This window comes from Brachybacterium sp. AOP25-B2-12 (assembly GCF_052378625.1).
Lineage (GTDB): Bacteria > Actinomycetota > Actinomycetes > Actinomycetales > Dermabacteraceae > Brachybacterium.
On record NZ_JBQSXW010000027.1, the window covers coordinates 1 to 19,374 of the forward strand.

12 protein-coding genes and 2 pseudogenes are annotated in these 19,374 nt (G+C 71.3%); 5 read left to right on the forward strand and 9 right to left on the reverse strand.

What is annotated here, in order from left to right:
- Positions 1-320: 320 nt before the first annotated feature.
- Complete coding sequence (locus tag ACT3TZ_RS14165) at positions 321-1,646, reverse strand: ISL3 family transposase (protein WP_444584081.1); 1,326 nt, start codon at positions 1,644-1,646, stop codon at positions 321-323.
- Positions 1,647-1,978: 332 nt separating this feature from the next.
- On the reverse strand, positions 1,979-2,551 hold the full coding sequence (locus ACT3TZ_RS14170) for a Fic family protein (protein ID WP_444584097.1): 573 nt from the start codon (positions 2,549-2,551) through the stop codon (positions 1,979-1,981).
- Positions 2,552-3,323: 772 nt separating this feature from the next.
- Between ACT3TZ_RS14170 and ACT3TZ_RS14175 the strand changes: the two genes are divergently transcribed.
- Positions 3,324-3,818 carry a hypothetical protein gene (locus tag ACT3TZ_RS14175; protein WP_444584082.1) on the forward strand — a complete coding sequence of 165 codons (495 nt, stop codon included), beginning with the start codon at positions 3,324-3,326 and terminating at the stop codon, positions 3,816-3,818.
- 81 nt (positions 3,819-3,899) lie between these two features.
- Here ACT3TZ_RS14175 and ACT3TZ_RS14180 read toward each other — a convergent pair whose 3' ends face one another.
- Entirely contained in the window at positions 3,900-6,836 is a 2,937-nt protein-coding gene (locus ACT3TZ_RS14180) for a glycosyl hydrolase family 65 protein (RefSeq protein ID WP_444584083.1), read from the reverse strand.
- Between the two features lie 209 nt (positions 6,837-7,045).
- Between ACT3TZ_RS14180 and ACT3TZ_RS14185 the strand changes: the two genes are divergently transcribed.
- Both ACT3TZ_RS14185 and adhP read left to right on the forward strand, forming a co-directional pair.
- Entirely contained in the window at positions 7,046-7,993 is a 948-nt protein-coding gene (locus ACT3TZ_RS14185; protein ID WP_444584084.1) for an alpha/beta fold hydrolase, read from the forward strand.
- 161 nt (positions 7,994-8,154) lie between these two features.
- A pseudogene (adhP, locus tag ACT3TZ_RS14190) lies at positions 8,155-9,172 on the forward strand (alcohol dehydrogenase AdhP).
- Between the two features lie 145 nt (positions 9,173-9,317).
- Here adhP and ACT3TZ_RS14195 read toward each other — a convergent pair.
- Positions 9,318-9,581 (reverse strand): PspC domain-containing protein, encoded by a 264-nt coding sequence (locus ACT3TZ_RS14195; RefSeq protein ID WP_444584085.1) that lies wholly within the window; start codon positions 9,579-9,581, stop codon positions 9,318-9,320.
- A 91-nt stretch (positions 9,582-9,672) separates the two neighbouring features.
- Positions 9,673-10,056 carry a barstar family protein gene (locus ACT3TZ_RS14200; RefSeq protein WP_444584086.1) on the reverse strand — a complete coding sequence of 128 codons (384 nt, stop codon included), beginning with the start codon at positions 10,054-10,056 and terminating at the stop codon, positions 9,673-9,675.
- A 51-nt stretch (positions 10,057-10,107) separates the two neighbouring features.
- On the opposite strand from ACT3TZ_RS14200, the gene ACT3TZ_RS14205 reads away from it, so the two are divergent.
- The gene (locus ACT3TZ_RS14205; protein WP_444584087.1) at positions 10,108-11,763 is read left to right on the forward strand and encodes an ABC-F family ATP-binding cassette domain-containing protein; all 1,656 of its coding nucleotides are present in this window, start codon (positions 10,108-10,110) and stop codon (positions 11,761-11,763) included.
- Positions 11,764-11,830: 67 nt separating this feature from the next.
- A pseudogene (locus ACT3TZ_RS14210) lies at positions 11,831-12,790 on the forward strand (squalene cyclase); the annotation flags it as partial.
- Positions 12,791-12,867: 77 nt separating this feature from the next.
- On the opposite strand, the gene ACT3TZ_RS14215 reads toward ACT3TZ_RS14210, so the two are convergent.
- The 4 genes from ACT3TZ_RS14215 to betT all read right to left on the reverse strand — a co-directional run bounded on the left by ACT3TZ_RS14215 (position 12,868) and on the right by betT (position 19,229).
- Positions 12,868-13,629 carry a YceI family protein gene (locus ACT3TZ_RS14215; protein ID WP_444584088.1) on the reverse strand — a complete coding sequence of 254 codons (762 nt, stop codon included), beginning with the start codon at positions 13,627-13,629 and terminating at the stop codon, positions 12,868-12,870.
- A 197-nt stretch (positions 13,630-13,826) separates the two neighbouring features.
- Positions 13,827-15,449, reverse strand: a complete 1,623-nt coding sequence (locus tag ACT3TZ_RS14220) for a GMC family oxidoreductase (protein WP_444584098.1) — start codon at positions 15,447-15,449, stop codon at positions 13,827-13,829.
- 62 nt (positions 15,450-15,511) lie between these two features.
- On the reverse strand, positions 15,512-16,996 hold the full coding sequence (locus ACT3TZ_RS14225) for an aldehyde dehydrogenase family protein (RefSeq protein WP_444584089.1): 1,485 nt from the start codon (positions 16,994-16,996) through the stop codon (positions 15,512-15,514).
- Complete coding sequence (betT, locus tag ACT3TZ_RS14230) at positions 16,989-19,229, reverse strand: choline BCCT transporter BetT (RefSeq protein WP_444584090.1); 2,241 nt, start codon at positions 19,227-19,229, stop codon at positions 16,989-16,991. The genes ACT3TZ_RS14225 and betT overlap by 8 nt, the downstream gene beginning before the upstream one ends.
- Positions 19,230-19,374 lie beyond the last annotated feature (145 nt).

The following is a 19,374-nucleotide window of genomic DNA, read 5'->3' on the forward strand; positions in this document are numbered from 1 at the left end:
GGTGAACTGTCCGGTGACGGAGCCCTATTCGGCACGCTGTGGAGCATGGCCCCGCTGAAGGTCGGCTATGGCTGTGTCCCCACCGATGAGCTGAATCTGACCGCGCAGCGACGGTCTCGCTGGCCCCGAGGTCGATCCCACGTGCATATACATCGGTTACGTCGGTTACGGGCTCACGAGCCGCAGTACGCCCGAGCCCCGCAAAGTAGCGGCAGTATGCGGGAAGATCCAGTGATGCACGGGAGCGCGACACGCAGGGACGTCAGGACCTACTCCGGGGCTGAAATACTGCCCGCAACTCGACCGTCTTAAGCGGCTCTTCAGTGCTGAGTGTGGGGTGAGGCATCGAGGCCTCCGGTGATGAGGAGCATGCGGAGGCGGTAGTGCTCGAAGTTGCGGAACCCGCGGGCGATGCGGCGGCCGAGTTCGATGATCCCGTTGATGGCTTCGGTGCCGCCGTTGCTCGCGCCGTTGGTGTCGAAGTAGGCCAGGAACGCGGTCTTCCAGCGGCGCAGGGTCTTCCCCAGCCTCGCGATCTCGGGGATCGGGCAGGACGGCAGAGACGTGATCAGCTTCTCGGCCAGGCGGCGACCCGCGGCGCTCGTGGGCTGGTGGAACACCTCTCGAACCTGCTGGGTGCAGTGATAGGCGACCTCGACGGCGACGTGCTCGGGATGCGCGGCGAACGCTGCATCCAACCGGGCCAGCTGCCGTCCGGTGATGCGTTCTCGGCCGGCGCGGAGGACGTGCCGGATCCCGTAGAGAGGATCGCCCGTGCGCCCTCGATGGCCGAGGGTCTCCTGCTGGACTCTGCGGCGGACGTCATCGACCGCAGCGCCGGCAAGTTTGACGACGTGGAATGCGTCGAGCACACAGGTCGCGTCCTCGAGCTGGTCATCGATCGCGTTCTTGTATCCCTGGAACGGGTCCAGCGTCGCGATCTCGACCCGTTTGCGGAACTTCTCGCCCCGCTCGTCCAGCCAGTCTCGGTAAGACTTGCCGGATCGGCCGGGGACGAGGTCGAGCAGCCGGGCAACGGGGTGGGAGCTGCGGGTCAGGTCCACCATCCCGGTGAGCTCCTTCGGACCCCGAAGGCGCGGATCACGGTGATGCCACACATGCTCGTCCACGCCCAGGACCTGCACGCCCTCGAATCGGGTCGGATCCTCTGCGGCCCGGGCCAGGACGGGTTGGACCTGGGACCAGAGCGTGTTCCAGGTCGTGCCGAGCTGGCGGGCGAGCCCCTGGATCGTGGCGCCCTCGCGGCGGAGCTGGCCGATCGCCCACCGGAGCGCGCGCATGGTCAGCAGGCCCCGCGGAGGGCAGACCGCGGGATCCTGTTCGACGAATGTCACCACCGGGCAGGCCTCCTCGCGGCAGATCCAGCGGCGCTTGCGCCACCGGATCCGCACGGGCCGGTCCGCCCACGGAGCGTCGATCATCGAGGTCACGATCCGGCCGTGACCAGCGGCGATCACACCGCATCCCGGGCAGCCCGCGACCGGATCGCAGGACTCGACCTCGAGAAGGAACCCGGTCCGGGCGCGGTCCACAGAGATCAGGTGCAGTCCAGGGAGGCCGAGGAGGAGGTCGCATCGGTCGCAGCGATCGAGCGCGACCGGGCAGGCGCACGTAGAGTTCAGCATTGTCGAGGTCCTTGGTGCGAGCAGAGGTAAGAGTCCGCTCATCATCGGGGACCTCGACGCCTACCTCCAGCTACCCCGCACCGCCGGCGCGCCCACACTCATCTCTGAAGAGCCCTGAACTCCGAGCAGATCGCTGGGTCCAGAGGTTATTCGGCTACGGAATGTGGTGGAGTTCCGCTTCAACGTCTGACGGCGCGCCTTGGGCGGCACACTTCCCCGGACCGGGGTTCCGGAGTGCGAGCGGGACCGGATGTCGATGCACAAAGCGCTCGTCGATCCTCGGGGCGTCAGTGCGGATTGGATGGGCCCGAGGCGGCTCGCCGCCCGACCACCTACCGCCCCATCGCCTCCTGGATCCGCCGATCCAGATCCTCCAGCTCCGCCATCACATCCGACGCCGCCCACACCCGATCGCGCTTCCGACCGGTCACCTCGGTCACGAACCCCGCCTCCTCGAGCCGGGCGATGGCCCGGTAGGTCTGGACCTCCCCGGCCCCGGCGCGCTTCTCGGCATCGTTCTGATTCATGACGGGGTCCTCGCAGAAGGCGCGGATCAGGGCGTCGACGGCGCTCCCGCGACGGGGCCGCAGCTCGGCGATCCACGCGTCGGGGATCGCGGCAAGGCGCGAGATCGTCTCCTGCGAGCACGTGGCGGCGGCGAGCGCCGATGCGCTGAAGAGGTCGATGATCGGCGCGGGATCCCCGAGCCGGTAGGCCCCCAGAGCTGCGAAGTAGTCCTCGCGACGCGCCAGGAGCCCGGACGCGATCGGCAGCACCCCGTTGCGGACGACGCCCCGGCGTCGGAGCGTCGCGGAGACCAGCGCCCGCCCGATCCGGCCGTTGCCGTCGGTGAACGCATGGATGGACTCGAACTGGGCGTGGCCGATCGCGACCTGCACCATGATCGGAACATCGTCGCGACTTCAGGTACGCGATCAGATCGTCCATCAGACTCGGCACGCGCTCAGGGGGCGGTGGGACGTACAGCGCCGACCGCGGTGAGAGGTCGCTCCCGCCGATCCAGGTCTGCATGTCCCGGAGCCGTCCCGCGTAGCGCGCCTCGTGGCGGTCCTCCGCCATCAGTGCCCGGTGGGCGTCGAGGAGCAGGTCGACCGCGATCGTCCCCTTCTCGCCCACGGCGGTGACGTGGTCGTCCAGCGCTGCGACGGCGGCGACCATGCTCGTCGCGGAGTCGTTCGATCGACTGCCGGCGACCGCGCGGGCGTAGTCCGTGACCGACGCGGCGATCCGCTCGATCTCGGACGATGCGACGGATTCGGAGCGGACGAGGAACCGGCTGAGGGCGGGCGTGCGTCCTGCGGCGTGCGCGTCGGCCCGTGCCACGGCGAGCAGCGCCGTCTCGGCGGACCGTCGTGCATGTCGAGGGACGTGGTCGAGATCGGCGAGGAGAGGGGGACGGCGGCCTCGACGTCCGAGAGCATCCGATCCTCGCGGGTCCCGCCGCGCATCTGCTCGTGCCACGGACGGCGCTCGAGGCGGTGCGGAGGCCAGGGATGCTCCTATGGGGCGTCGGGTGGCATGGATGCACGTATGCCAGGCATTGTTTTCATGTGTGGGTCTTCGATGAAGGTATCGGAGCGGCTAGCGTCGTCCTCGAGCCCGTCTGCTCCGAGGGCGGGCTCGACCCCTCCTGCCCCTGTCCCGAAGGACCCCACGATGAGATTCCCCGGCATCCTCTTCGTCGCCGCCATCATCCTGTTCGTCCTGCTCGGGATCTGGCGATGGTCCCGACGCGTGCATCTCTCCCGCACCGACCCGATGGTGCGCGGAACCGCAGCGTCCGTGGTCGCCGTCGATCTCAGCACCTCATGGCGGGCGCGGCTCTCCACCGACCAGTCCGGCGACTCCGTGCGTGCTCGCGCTGTGGCGCAGTCCCCGAGCCCGACCCCGGGGAGCGGTCCCCGGCTGCAGGTCGACGGCTGGGTCGACGTCTCCGACCTGCCCCGGTCCCTGCGCAGCCAGGTGCTCACCTCCCGGGTGGTGATGACCGACCTGTTCCCGAACCTCCGCATCGAGGATCCGGCGGCCAGGGCCGAGGCGTTGCGGCAGATGCAGGAGGCGTATGGCTGGTACCGCTTCGAACTGCCGACGCCGGTGCCCGTGACCATCCGGGAGTCGGCACAGGGCCGCACGGAGTTCGACTACCGGTAGGCACCGGCCCTGACGGCACGCGTGCGCGGAGGCCGCGGAGCACGATGCGATCCCCGTCCTCCGCGCACGCAACCCCGCGGCCTACTTGACAGCCACCCGCGTCGGGATCACCAACGCCTTCCGCCCCGTCGCCCTCCCGCGCCCGACCACCGTCAACGGCCCACCGGCCGTCACCGTCACCGTCGTGCGCCGTGCCCCGATCACCACGTCGAACGTCGTCCCGCGGTACTTCAGCCCCGTCAGCGTGATCTCCTTCAGCGCGCTGGGCAGGATCGGGTCCAGGGCGATCCCCTCCGTGCGCCAGCGCATCCCGCTGTAGCCGTAGAGGAACTCCTGCAGGAACCCGCCGGCGCCGGTGACGAAGGTGAAGGCGTGGCCGCCGCCCCGCTCCTCGGTGAACTGGTGGAAGTCCCCGCGCATGAACCCGTTGACGCTGCGCTCGGTGAACCGGTAGGCGTCGTCCGCCCGGCCCAGCTCGGCCGCCACGATCGCGTGCATCGCGTCGGTCATCGAGGGACTGCCGTCCTCGTCGACCTTGGCGGCGTAGTAGTCGAGGTCGCGCCCGGTGAGCTCATCGCTCTGCTCGTGCTCCCACGGGTAGGTCAGCATGACGACGTCGGCCTGCTTGATGGTCCGACCGTCGTAGTCCGCGTACTCGCGGGTCACACCGTGCTCCTCGTCCATGAGCACCACGTACTTCCCCAACCGCTCGGCCCAGGCGTCCTTGACCGGCTCGCCGAGGATCCCGGCGGCCTCGATCGCGTTCCTCAGGTTCGTGGACGCCGCGATGTTCGTGTACGGATTGTCGTCGCGGCCGATGTTGCCGTTGGAGGCCCACTCGTCCGGGGGCGTCACGTCCAGCAGGTGGTAGGCGCCGTCGTCCCCGAGGCGCGAGCGGGAGACCCAGAAGTCCGCGGTGCCGCTGATGATGGGCCAGGCGGTCCTGGCCAGCCATTTCTTGTCGCCGGTGACCAGGTAGTACTGCCAGAACGCCAGGGCCACGTCCGCGGTGATGTGCACCTCGTGGCCCCCGAAGAAGTAGGACTCGGTGGCCTCGCGCCCGCTGAGGGCGCCCTCCCACGGGAAGCGCAGCCCCTCGTAGTTCACGCGCTCGTAGTTGTTCAGCGCCGGGTTCTCGTTGCCGCGCTCGGAGTGCTTGCGCTCGAGCGTGTTGGCGGCGTTCCACGCGGCGTCCTCGATGCGGTCGGCCCGGTACTGCAGCACGGCCGCGGCGAACTCCGGGTCCTGGGCCACGATCGAGGGCCACATCCAGGTCTCCGTGTCCCAGAACGCGTGCCCGCCGTAGTTGTTCGAGGACAGCCCCGTCGGGGACGGCGACCACGGGCGGGTACCGACGCTGGCCATGAGGTAGAACCGCGAGGCGCGGATCTGCGCCTGCAGCACGTCGTTGCCGCGCACCTGGATGTCGCCCGTCCAGATAGCCGCCCAGGCCTTGTCGCTGGCGGCTCTCACGGCGGGGTAGCCGGCGCGTGCCGCTCGCTGGGACACCGCGGCGGCGCTGTCGAAGCCCGGGGTCTTGTCGGCGGACGTCTTCAGGGCCACGTGCTTGACGAACTCGTAGGTCCTGCCGCGGCGCACCGAGGCCGTCAGCGTCTGCCCGACCGATCCCTCGGACAGCTGCGCCGAGGGCGTCTCGGCGATCGTGCCGTCACCGGTGAGGGTCGAGGCGTACGTCGCGCTCAGGCCGGTGTGGCGCAGCGTGGTGGTCAGGCCGATGCGGCGGGCACGGGCGTCCCGATGCGGGGTGAAGGTCTCGACCTGCTCCGTGGGGCGGGCGTCCAGCACGTCGGTGACGATGAGGGTCCCGGACCAGCGGGGCGTGACGGCCAGACGCACCACGGCACGCTGGTCGTCGGAGCGGTCGGTGAGCACGGTGTACTCGACTTCGCTGACGCGTCCTGCCGGGGACGTCCAGACCGCGCTGGTGGTGATCGCGCCGGTGCGCAGGTCGATGCTCTGGCGGTAGCGCTGGAGGGCCTGGCCGCGGGTGCTGGGCCCGGGCCCGGGCACGACGGCGCCGACGGGGACCACGGCGATCTGGTCGACGTTGACCCGGCTGTCGGTGCCCTCGACGGCCGACAGCGCCAGGGCGATCCGGTCCGCATCGGCCGTGATCTGCACGCGGGCCTCGGCCCACTGGTCCCAGCCGTCGGTGTCGGGGAGCGAGAGCGCGGCGCTCTCGCCGCCGGCGGTGACGGTCAGAGCCCGTGTGCCGACGACATCGCTGCCCGGCCAGCCGGCGGCGTAGCGCACCACCACGTCGTACTGCTGGCCGGCCGTGGCGCCCGTGACCGTGAGGTCGGCGCGCGCCCCGGCGTTGCCCCATCCGTCGGTGTACCCGGTGCCGAGGTACCCGGCGTGCTCGCGCGAGACGCCCGGGCCGCGCAGCTCGGCGTCCTCGAGCTGGCTGGGGGTGCCGACCACGCTGGAGGCGAGGAACGCCTGGTCGAAGCTGCCGGAGTCGTCCGCGACCGTCAGTCCCGTCCATCCGGGACCCGAGACCCGCCACTGCTTGGAGACCGTGCCGTCGTCGTCATCGGCGATGTCTGTGACGGCGTGGCCGGTGAAGAAGCCGCTGATCTGGAACGACGTCGGCACCGAGGTGGAACGGAACCCCTGGCCGGCCGCGGGCACCCGGGCGGCGAAGTACCCGTTGCCGGTGAACGTCGGGTAGTAGTCCTCGCCGAAGGGGTCGGTGGATGTCAGCGTCCAGCCCTTCTCCTGGCCGGGCTTGCCCTGTGGGGGCGCAGCCGTGGCGGACGTGGCGAGGGAGCCGCCGCCGACGGCGGCACCTGCTCCCGTGCCGAGGACCTGCAGGACGGTGCGACGGGTGATCATGTGCTTCCTCCGGAGGTGGATGGGGGACAGGGCGGTCAGCGGCACCGACGACATCGCGGCGCGATGGCGCACGGGGCGGGTGCTCCGTCCGCCGTGCTGCATGCCGGCGGTGCCGTGCCCGAGGGGAGAGCCTTCGGAGTTCGCAGGGGGGATGTGCATGTCGTCTCCCACGTCGTCGTAGGGGGGTCGAAGGCTCGAACCCGAGTAGATTCATATAGTCAATCAACTCGTGGTGAGCCATCTTGCGGGGAGCGCTCCGGCCTGTCAAGCGTTTCTCAGGCCTAGGCGGCGCGGGTGTGCCCACGTCTGCCCACTGTGGGACGATGGCCGGGCGCCGACGAGCGGCGCCGATCCCCGAGGAGACAGCAATGGCGCTGCACGAGTTCGAGTTCCCGTCCGCGAACGGCCGCGACGTGATCCAGGGGTGGCTGACCACGCCCACGGTCGCGCCCCGGGCCGTGGTCCAGGTGATCCACGGTCTGGGAGAGCACTCCCGCCGGTACCTGCATCTGACCAGCACGCTCGTGGACGCGGGCATCGCCGTGGTGGCCGACGACCACGCCGGTCACGGTCGGACCGCGATGCAGTCGGGCATCTGGGCCGATGCCGGTGACCTTGCCGGGGACGTGGTCGTCGCCGACGAGCTGACCCTGCAGGCCCTCACCCGCCGGGTGCTGCCCGGTGTCCCGTACGTCCTGTTCGGCCACAGCTGGGGGTCGATGATCGCCCGCGTCATGGCGGCGGATCCCGCGGCGCATCTGTCAGGACTGATCCTGGGTGGGATCGCCGCCCAGATGCGCGGCATCGAGCACAGCATCGACCGGCCAGCCCTCGCGGAGCTGGCGACCGGGGACGAGAGGGCCGATCCCGTGCCCGAGCGCTTCGTCGGCCAGCTCTTCGACGGCTTCCTCGACCGCTGCGGCCCGGATGCGGGTCCGACCGCCTGGGTCGCGCTCGACGCCGATGTCGTGGCCGATCACGGGCGGGATCCGTTCAACAACTTCGGCGCCCCGATGAGCGCGCGATTCCTCCAGGGCTTCGTGGACGTCTACGACCGCGCCGGGCGTGTGAGCTTCTACGCCGCCCTGCCGGCCGAGCTGCCCGTCCTGATCCTCGCCGGGGAACAGGATCCGGTGGGCAACTTCGGCGAGGGCGCCTTCCACGTCGCCAACCGCCTCCGAGGGACCGGGCACGACGACGTCCGGACCCGCGTCTTCCCGGGGGTGCGCCACGAGGTGCACAACGAGCCGAGCACACGGGCCGAGGCGGAGCGGGAGATCCTCGACCTCGTCCTCCGCGCGGCGGCCGCGGACTGAGGTCCCGTCGCCGACCAGCCCGTGTCGCGGCGGTCGGCGACTCCGCCCCCCCAGTCGCCTGACGGACTGCGCTGTTCCCCTCGCCACACCGCACGGCAACGAGGCCGCGCGGTGTCCCCATGACGAGGAGAGACATGTCGACGACGACCATCCCCGAGACCATGCGCGCCGCAATCACCAGCCCGGACAGCGAGACCCTCACCGTCAAGGAGGTGCCGGTGCCCGTGCCGGGACCCTTCCAGGCGCTCGTGAAGGTCACGAAGACCGGGGTGTGCCACACCGACCTGCACGCCGTCAAGCGCGACTGGCCGGTGGCGCCCAAAGACGATCTGATCCCGGGCCACGAGGGCGTCGGGACGGTCGTCGCGGTCGGCGACGAGGTCACGCAGCTCGCGGTGGGAGACACCGTGGGCAACGCCTGGCTGTGGTCCGCCTGCGGCACCTGCGAGCACTGCCGCACCGGCTGGGAGACCCTCTGCGAGCAGCAGGAGAACGGCGGCTACTCCGTCGACGGCAGCTTCGCCGAGTACATGCTGGTGGACGAGAAGTTCGCCGCGCGGATCCCCGACGGCATGGACCTCGTGGAGATCGCGCCCGTGCTGTGCGCGGGGGTCACCGTGCACAAGGGCATCAAGATGACCGAGGCGCGCCCGGGGGAGTGGATCGCGATCTCCGGGATCGGCGGGCTCGGGCACCTCGCGGTGCAGTTCGCCGTCGCCTCCGGCCTCCGGGTCGTGGCCGTCGACGTCGACGATGCGAAGCTGGCCCTCGCCCGCCACCACGGAGCCGAGCTGACCGGCAAACGCCCTCGAGGAGGACCCGGGGGAGTTCGTGCAGCGCGAGATCGGCGGCGCCCACGGCGTCCTCGTCACGGCGGTGCACCCCGCGGCGTTCGGCCAGGCGCTGGGGATGGCCCGCCGCGGTGCCACGATCGTGTTCAACGGTCTGCCGCGCGGCGACTTCCCCGCGAACATCTTCGACATCGTGCTGCGCGGCCTGACGGTGCGCGGCTCGATCGTGGGCACCCGCCAGGACCTCGCCGAGGCGATCGAGTTCTACCGCGCCGGCACGATCCACCCGACCGTCGCCACCACCGAGCTCGAGCAGGTCAACGACGTGTTCGAGCGGATGGAGGCCGGCAAGATCGACGGGCGGATCGTGCTGGACATCGCGTCCTGATCTCCGATGACGGGGCCCGATCTCGCCGGTCGGCGGGCTCGGGCCCCACCCACGTCCGCGTGCGGACGCCCGAGGACACGTCGGACCCGGCACGCATGTGTCGTCCCGCCGACAGCCGCAGCGCGCTCAGGACGTGCCCTCATCCTCAGGACCGACGCGCTCCCCGCGCCAGACCGTCGAGGGCACGCTGCAGCGGGATGCTCGTGTCCTGCCAGGGCAGCAGAGCCCACGCCAGGACGTAGGCGCCGACACCGAGCACGGGCAGCAGGAACGAGGCCACGAGCAGCGCGCGCACGAGCCACACGTTCAGGCCGGTCCGTGCCGCGATGCCGCCGCCGATGCCGCCGAGCAGTCGTCGCGGGCCCCGTCGGAAGCCGATGCCGCGGATGAGGTCGAAGAAGGCGTTCATGCCTCCGACGGTACTCGTCGCGAGGGCCGTCGGCATGGGGGGTAGCCGCCCACATCCGGGAGGCTTCCCCCGTGCGGGCGACCGCGCCCTCTCAGGCCAGGTCGACCCGGATCCCCGGGTGGTCCGCGAACACCTCCAGCACGCGATCGACGTAGAGCACCCCGCCGCCACGCTCGACCTCGTCGAGCTCCCGCGCGAAGCGTGAGCGGTCGAACGGCCCATCGGGGTCCAGCTTGGACCGCAGCCACCGGACGGTCGCGTCGCGACCGAGCGCCGCACGGCTGTGGGCATGGTCCGTCCACACCACCAGCGTCGGCTCCTCTGGCGTGCCGTCGATCCCGTACAGCACGTCGTCCAGGCCGTCGAGGCTCGGTCCCAGCGTCCAGTCGGCATCCGCGTTCAGCACGGCATCGAGCTGCTCGTACAGCGCGGCGATCGAGTCCACGCGGGCGCCGTCGATCCGGTACGTCGTCATCGCCCCAGGCTACGGCGCGTCGTCGGGCTGCGCGCGGGGGACAATGGCCCGATGACCGCCACCCTCGTCGCCCACGGACTCACCGGCGGGCACGGCCATCGCGTGCTCTTCGAGGGGGTCGACCTCACCGTGGCCCCCGGAGACGTGATCGGCGTGGTCGGTGCCAACGGCGCCGGCAAGTCCACCCTGCTGCGGCTGCTCGCCGGGGACGATGCCCCGATGGCCGGGACCGTCGTGCGATCCCCCGCAGATGCGTTCGTCGGGCATCTGCCCCAGGAGCACGAGCGCCTCGCGGGGGAGTCCGTGGCCGCCTACATCGCCCGGCGCACAGGATGCACGGAGGCGACGGCCACGATGGACGCCGCCGCCGCGGCCCTCGCGGACCCGGAGGCCGGCACGGAGGCCGCGGAGGCGTACTCCGTGGCGCTGGACCGCTGGCTGGCCAGCGGGGCGGCCGATCTCGAGGATCGCATCCCGGCGGTGCTCGCGGACCTCGGGCTCCTCTGGCACGGGGCGGGTTTCACCGAGGTGGCCGTGACGTCCCTGTCCGGTGGGCAGGCCGCGCGGGTGGGCCTCGCGGCGCTGCTGCTGTCGCGGTTCGACCTCGTGCTGCTGGACGAGCCCACCAACGACCTGGACCTCGACGGCCTGGCCCGGCTCGAGACCTTCGTCCGCTCGCTGCGCGGGGGTGCGGTGCTCGTCAGCCACGATCGGGAGTTCCTGGCCCGGTGCGTCACCGCCGTCCTGGACCTCGACCTCGCCCAGCGCACCCACCGCCTCTACGGCGGCGGCTACGAGGCCTACCTCGAGGAGCGCGCCACCGTGCGCCAGCACGCACGGCAGAAGTACGAGGAGTTCGCCGCGGCGAAGGCCGACCTCGTCTCCCGGGCCCGCATCCAGCGCGAATGGTCCAGTCAGGGCGTGCGCAACGCCATGCGCAAGGCCCCGGACAACGACAGGATCCGTCGCCGTGCACAGTCCGAGTCGAGCGAGAAGCAGGCACAGAAGGTGCGGCAGATGCAGAGCCGGATCGCCCGGCTCGACGAGGTCGCCGAACCCCGCAAGGAGTGGCAGCTCGAGCTGAGCATCGGCGACGCGCCGCGCTCCGGCAGCGTGGTCGCGACCCTGAACGGCGCCGTCGTGGGCCAGGGGGACTTCACCCTCGGGCCGGTCTCGCTGCAGGTGGACGCGGGCGATCGGATCGGCATCACGGGACCCAACGGCGCGGGCAAGACCACGCTGCTGCGCACGCTCCTGGGAACCGTGGCGCCCGACGAGGGCACGGCCGCCCTCGGGGCGAGCGTGCACCTCGGCGAGATCGACCAGGCCCGCTCCCAGCTCGCGGGCCCGGCGTCGCTGGCAGAGGCGTTCGCCGCACGGACCCCCGAGCTGACCGGTGCCGAGGTGCGCACGCTCCTGGCCAAGTTCGGCCTGCGCGCCGACCACGTGGGGTGCGCCGTCGACGACCTCTCCCCCGGGGAGCGCACCCGGGCGGGTCTCGCGCTGCTCCAGGCCCGCGGCGTGAACCTGCTGGTGCTCGACGAACCCACCAACCACCTGGATCTTCCCGCCATCGAACAGCTCGAGCAGGCGCTCGAGGCCTACCCCGGCACGTTGCTGCTCGTGACCCACGATCGTCGGATGCTCGACTCCGTGCGGATCGACCGTCGATGGCACGTCGAGGACGGACGCGTCACCGAGAGCTGACGGAGGCCGCCCGGGGACACCCTCGAAACGCTGGTGGCGCCGTGCGCACCTCGCTACGGTGACCGCCATGGACGACATCCTGCGCGACTGGCTGCTGGACTCCGATCCCTCCCTGCGCTGGCAGGTCGAGCGGGACCTGCTCCAGGCCCCGGCCACGCAGTGGCAGAGCACCCGGGCCCTCGTCGCGACCGAGGGGTTCGGGGCGCGGCTGCTCGCGGCCCAGGACCCCGACGGCCAGTGGGCCGGCGGCGCCTACTTCCCCGCCGGGTTCTTCGGCAGCCCCGAGGCGGACGAGCCCGGCCAGCCCTGGGTCGCGACGACCTGGACGCTCAAGGACCTGCGGGAGCTCGGGGTCGATGCCGCCGTGCTCGGCGACACCGCCGCGCGCCTCGCGGAGAGCTCCCGGTGGGAGTACGAGGACCTTCCCTACTGGGGCGGCGAGGTGGACGTCTGCATCAACGCCTTCACGCTCGCCAACGGGGCCTGGCTCGGCGCGGACGTCTCCGAGCTCACCGCCTGGTTCCCGGCGCACCGCCTGGCCGACGGCGGCTGGAACTGCGAGGCCGAGGAGGGCAGCTCCGTCCGCTCCTCCTTCCACTCGACGTACAACGCGGTGCGGGGCCTGCTGGCCCACGAGCGTCTCACCGGCGATCCCTCGCTCCGTGACGCCCGGCACGGTGGGGAGGAGTACCTGCTGTCGCGGCGCCTGATGTTCCGCGCCTCGACGGGCGAGGCCGTCGGGGACTTCGTGACCCGGTCCTTCCACCCCAACAGGTTCGTCGCGACCGCCTTCGCGCAGCTCGACCACTTCCGCGACGCGGCGCTCTGGGAGGGCACGGAGCCGGATCCCCGGCTCGCCGAGGCGATCGAGCTGGTCCGGTCCCTGCGCCGACCGGACGGCACCTGGGTCCAGGGGTGGAAGCTCCCGGGCCGCGTCTGGTTCGACCTCGACGTGCCGGTGGGGGAGCCCTCGCGGTGGCTCACCCTCATCGGGACCCGCGTCCTCTCCTGGTGGGACGAGGGCCGTCCGTCCTCCCGACGGCGCGGCAGTCCCGGGCCCGCGGCCTCTCGGCACGACCCCCGGGTGCCCCGATCAGCTCCTGGTCAGCTCCGGGTCAGGACCAGCGAGAACTCGATCTGCCCGGCATCCTGGACGCTCACGAAGCCCAGGTTCGGGGCCTCGACGCCGTAGTCGGACCAGGTGAGGTCACTGGACCCGATGACGGACAGGGTGCCGTCGGTCCCCTGGGCCAGGGTCAGGGCGATCTGCACGTCCTGGGTCCGTCCGTTGATCGCGAGGGTGCCCTGCGCAGTGACGGAGGCGCTGCCGGCGTCGGCGAGGGCCGCCACATCGACCGGCTCGGTGAGGGTGAAGGTCGCATCGGGGTGCGCGGACGTGTCGATCGCCTGGGTGCGGAAGTACTCGTCCCGGCGGCCCGCGTCCGTCGCGACCGTCGTCAGGTCCACCGTCACCTCGGTCGCGGTGAGGGAGGTGCCCTCGATGGTGGCGCTGCCGCTGGTGTTCTCGGTGCGGCCGACGACCGTGACGTCCTTGCCGTTGAGGACCTCGTCGACGCGATACCCGGCCTGCGAGCCGGTCCCGACCGTCCACGTCCCGGTGACGTCTCCCGAGGTCTCCCCGTCGGAGGCTCCGGAACCCGCGGCGGTCGCCGTCGCGAACGCCGTCGGGGCATCGGCGTTCTGCTGATCGGCGTAGATCCGGGAGCCGATGAAGAAGGCACCGACGGCCAGGACGATCACCACGGCGGCGGCGATCACCCACGTCACGGGGCGTCGATGCAGGGGCGTGCGGTGGGAGGTGTCGTGGGCGGGCTCGGGCGCGGGGGGCGTGCTCGGGGTGCTCATGGAGTCCAGCATCGGGCACGACCCCCGGTCCGAACATCCGGGGGAGCTGTGCAACTGCTGAGCGTCGCGTGACCGGCGGGACGTGCCGTGCGGGACGTGGGGCGCGTGCGCGCGGGCATCCGCCCGCCCGGTCGCGGGTCAGCCGCGTGTCAGCACGAGGGAGAACTCGATGCGTCCGGTGTCCTCGCCGCTCGCCCTCAGCCGGCCTGCTCCTCCCGGATGAGGTCTGCCGCACGCTCGCCGATCAGCATCGTCGTGATGTTGGGGTTCACGGCCACGAGCTGCGGCATCACCGACCCGTCCACGACGCGCAGACCGCGCACGCCCTTGACGCGCAGCTGCGGATCCAGGGGTGCGTCGACGTCGTCCGCAGCCCCCATGCGCACCGTCCCGGCCGGGTGGTACACGGTGTTGTGGGTGCGGGCGACGTAGTCGGCGATCTCCTCGTCGGTGCGGACGCCCTCGCCGGGGAACAGCTCGCGGCCCCGGTAGTCGTCCAGGCCGCTCTGGGACACGATCTCCCGGGCCTTGCGGATCCCTGCGACGGCGACGGCCATGTCATGGCCCTCCTCGTCGGTGAAGTACCGGGGGTCCACCCGCGGCTTGTCGCGGTAGTCGATCGAGCGCAGTCGCACCGTCCCGCGGGAGCGGGCATGGGTGACGTTGGGAGTCAGCGCGAAGGACTCCGGGGAGGTGGGGTAGCCCTGGCGCCGGGTGTGCATGTCGAAGGGCACGGACCCGTAGTGCATCATCAGGTCGGGCAGGTCCAGCCCCTCCTGGGTCGCGGTGAAGATCCCGATCTCCCACCACTGGGTCGTGTCCCGGACCATCGGCCGGGCGGACTCCCAGGAGATGACGGCCTCGGGATGGTCCTGGAGGTTCGAGCCGACGCCGGGGGAGTCGACGCGCACGTCGATCCCGAGCTCGCGAAGGTGGTCGGCCGGGCCGATCCCGGAGAGCATGAGCAGCTTGGGGGAGTCGATCGCCCCTGCCGACAGGATCACCTCGCGCCGTGCCCGCAGGATCGAGGAGCGGCTGAAGGCGTTGTCGATGTACTCCACACCGGTCGCGCGCGGACGGTCGCCGTCGGCGTCGTCGAACAGCACCCGCAGCACGCGGTGGTCGGTGAGGACGTGGAGGTTCTCGCGGTCCTGGATCGGGTGCAGGTAGGAGACCGACGACGAGGCCCGCGTGCCGTCGGCGCGGCGGTTGACCTGGAACCAGTTGGCGCCCTCGACGACCGTCTCGAAGTCGTTGAACGTCGCGCGGGGGATCCCGGCCTGCTCGCACGCGTCCAGCAGGGCCACCCCCAGCGGGTCATCGGCCGGGACGTCCATGAGGTGCACCGGCCCGGCGACGCCGTGGCCTGCGCCCGAGCGCGAGGCGTTGGTCTCGAGACGCTCGATGAGCGGGAGCACCGTCGCGGCGTTCCAGCCCTCGGCGCCCAGCTGCTCCCACAGGTCGAGGTCCTCCGCCGGAGGATGGAAGGCGATGCACGAGTTGTGCGACGAGCAGCCCCCCAGCACCTTGGCACGCGCGTGGCGCATGAAGGAGTTGCCCCGCTCCTGCGGCTCGATGGGGTAGTCCCAGTCCAGCCCGGACTCCAACAGCTCGGGCCAGCGCCTCAGCTCGAGCACCTCGGCGTGGTCGAGGTCCGAGGGGCCGGCCTCCAGGAGCGCGACCTCCACGGCCGGGTCCTCGCTGAGGCGGGCGGCGACCACGGCTCCGGCGGAGCCCCCGCCCACGACGATGTAGTCGTAGGCGGCCACCGGGTTCTCGGACACCTCGGCTCCTGGGCCGTGGGGTGCCGGGACGGGCATCGGATCCTGCTCGGTCATGGAGCCTTCTTCCTGGGGTCGGGTGCGCGCGGTGCGGAGCGAGCTCACGCGGGGCGGGGGAACCAGCCGGACACGGCCGGCTCGGTGTTCTCGTAGATGTGCTTGGGGACCGTGTACTCCTCGAGCCCGGAGGGGCCGAGCTCCCGGCCGATCCCGGACTTCCCGAACCCACCCCACTCGGCCTGCGGGAGATACGGGTGGTAGTCGTTGATCCAGATCGTCCCGTGCCGCAGGCGGCGCGAGACCCGGTTGGCGACCCCGGCGTCCGAGGTCCAGACGGCGCCCGCGAGTCCGTACTCGGTGTCGTTGGCGATCGCGATCGCCTCGGCCTCCGTGGAGAACGTCTCGACCGTGATCACGGGGCCGAATCCCTCCTCGATCACCGCGGGGTTCTCGGCGGTGCAGCGGTCCAGGACGGTCGGGGCGTAGAAGTACCCGTCGGCGTGCTCGGGCCCGCCGTGGTTGCCGCCCGTGCGCAGCCGGGCACCGGCCTCGATGCCGCGCCGCACGTAGTCGGTGACCTTCTCGCGGTGCTCGGCGGAGATGAGCGGCCCCGTCTGGGCGGCCTCGTCGAAGGGACCGCCCATGACGATGTCGCCCGCGCGTGCCACGAGATCGTCCACGAAACGCTCCGCGATCGTGTCCTGGACGATGAGGCGGGTGCCCGCCGAGCACACGAGCCCGGAGTCCAGGAACCCCGCGTTCAGGGCGTTGTCGAGCGCGGCCTCGTAGTCGGCGTCGGCGAACACGATGTTGGGGTTCTTGCCGCCCAGCTCGAGGGCGACGGTCTTGATGTCGCGCGCGGCGGCCTCCGCGATCCGCCGTCCGGTGGCCAGGCCGCCGGTGAAGGAGACCAGGTCGATCTCGGGGTGGCTGGACAGCGGGGCACCGGCCACGGCCCCCGCCCCGAGCACGAGGTTGGCCACGCCTGCGGGCAGTTCCAGGCCGTCGAGGACCTCCATCAGCAGGATCGCGGTGTGGGGGGTGAGCTCGGCGGGCTTGAGCACGAAGGCATCCCCGGCGGCCAGCGCAGGGGCCACCTTCCATGCCGCCTGCAGCAGCGGGAAGTTCCACGGGGTGATCAGGCCGCACACGCCCACCGGCTCGTGGACCACCCGGGAGATGACGCTCGCATCGCCGGCATCGACAAGACGCCCGGGGTGCTGGTCGGCGATCTTGCCGAAGTAGCGGAAGCACGCGGCGATGTCGTCCATGTCGCCCTCGGCCTCGACCAGGCGCTTGCCGGTGTCCAGGGCCTCGGCGCGCGCGAACTCGGCCTTGCGCGCCCGCAGGACGTCGGCGACCGACAGCAGGAAGTCCCCGCGCTCGGCGGCGGGACGATCCGCCCAGGCGCGACCCTCGAAGGCCCGCCGCGCCGCGAGGATCGCGCGCTCGACGTCCTCGGCCGTCGCCTCGGAGACGGTGCCCACGGCGGCGCCGTCGGCCGGGCAGGTGATCTCGCGGGTCTCCCCGGAGGACGACGGGACCCACTGCCCGTCGATGAACAGGGTCGCGGTCGGGTCAGTCATGACGCTCCTTCGAGTCGGTCGGGGTGGTCGTGCCGGAAGCAGGGGCAGAGGCGGTGACGTCGACGTGGTCGGTGTCGATCCAGGTGTCCGGGGCCTCGGCGGTCACGCCACCGCCCGCGGTGCCCGTCTCCCCGCACATCGTGAGATAGGCCAGGTGGGCGTCGTAGGCATCCAGGACGTCGCTGATCACCTGATCCTGGGTCGAGCCCATGATGTCGCGGCCGCGGGAGCCCTGCGCCGAGAAGACCTCGACGCGGTAGTAGGTGTCGCGCACCGTCGAGAGGTTCACCGCGAAGCTCGGCACCGAGTACGCGACCGGGTAGGCCTGGTACTTGAAGTCCTCGCCCTCGGGGAAGGAGACGACGAGGTCCACGAAGGGGATGCCGCTGTCGGGGTGGGTGCCCCGGTGGCACGCGACCGCCGCGCCGAGCCGCGCGAGCTCGGTGCCGACCTCCTCGATGGCGGGTGCCGCCACGGACTCGACGAAGTCCGTCGCCTGCTGCGCGGATGCGAAGGACATGCGTCGATGCAGCCGGCGCCGCCAGGCGCCCGGCGCGGGCGTCTCGCCGTCGCCCACGTGGCTGGTCAGCAGGCCCGGCAGGGTGGCGCTGCGCGACTCGACGCTCATGCGCTCGGCACGCAGCACCTTGTAGAGGCTGAACATCACGAGATAGACGAGGATCGACAGCGGCAGACCCACCATGACGGTGGCCGCCTGCAGCGTGTACACCCCGTCGATGAACAGCATCACGAGGGTCAGCGCGCCGGTGATGACCGCCCAGACGATCCGCAGCCACGGCGGGCCGTCGGCGTCGGCGGTGCTGGGTCGCGATGTCATGTTCGCCATCACGAGGGAGCCGGAGTCGGCCGAGGTCACGTAGAAGAACAGGCCCGTCAGCAGGGCGAGCGCCATGGTGAACGTGGCACCGGGGTACTGCTGCAGGAGGAGGAAGAACCCGGACTCGGGCTGGTTCACGGCGAGGTCCAGGAAGTCCCCGTCCCCGAAGAAGCTCATCGCCGCGTTCCCGAAGATCGAGATCCACAGCAGGATGAATGCGAAGGGGATCAGCAGCACGCCGACGACGAACTGACGCAGGGTGCGCCCGCGCGAGATGCGGGCCAGGAACAGGCTCACGAACGGTGCCCACGCGATCCACCAGGCCCAGAAGAACAGGGTCCAGTCCGCCATCCACTGCTGCGAGGGATAGTCGGGCGTCCCGTCGGTGTACGCGAAGGTGTTCATCATCATCCCGGGGAAGCGGGAGAAGAAGTCGCCGATGTTCTGCACGAGGGCGTTCAGCAGCTGGTGGGTGTTGCCCGAGAACAGCACCCACAGCATGAGCACCACGGCCAGCACCACGTTCAGCTCGGACAGCCGCCGGATGCCCTTGTCGACCCCGGAGACGGTCGACAGGATGGTGATGAACACGGCCAGCGCCATGAGGGCGATCTGCACCGCGGTGGAGTTGGGGATCCCGAACAGGGCCGAGAGCCCGAAGTTCAGGAACACGACGCCGATGCCGAGGGACACGGAGATCCCGAAGATGGTGCCGATCGTCGCGCCGATCTCGGCGACGTGGCCGACGGCCCCGTGGACCCGGCGCCCGAAGATCGGGGCCAGAGCAGAGCGGATGCTGAGCGGCAGGTGGTAGCGGTAGGAGAACAGACCGAACGCCATGCCCATGAGGGCGTACATCGCCCAGCCGGGGATCCCGTAGTGGAAGATCGTCCAGATGGGCGCCATCCGCGCCGCCTCGTCCGAGCCCGGCGGGACGTCCGGCGGGGTCAGGACGTTCGTGGCGGGTCCCGAGATCCCGAAGAACATGAGGTCCACGCCGATCCCGGCGGCGAACAGCATCGCCGCCCACGTGAACATGTTGTAACGCGGCACCGAGTGATCGGGCCCCATCTTGGTCCGGCCCACCGAGGAGAACGCGACGACGAGCACGAACACGACGACGATCGTCGCGGTCAGGACGTAGTACCACCCGAAGTTCGTGGCGACCCAGGCCATCGATCCGAACACCACCGTCTCGGCGGTGCCGGGCCAGATCGCGGCGAAGAGCACGAACGCGACGATGATCGCGGCGGTGCCGATGAACACCGGCCAGTTCACGGGGGAGTGCCGGGTCGCGGGGGCTCCCGATGCGCCGGGCGCTGGATCCTCGCCGCGCGATGGGGCGGAGGCCCCCGGCGGCTGGGCGGCAGAACGTGCGGACGTGGCCTCGGCCATCTCGATCCCTTCGGGTGGCGGGCGGGGAACGCCTCGCGCCGGAGGGTGCACGTCCGGGCGGGCGAGAGCTGCGGTCGCGGCGACGCGGCACCCCGAGAGCGCCGCACGGCCTGCGTCGACCTTAGGGGCGGGGCCCGCTCCGATC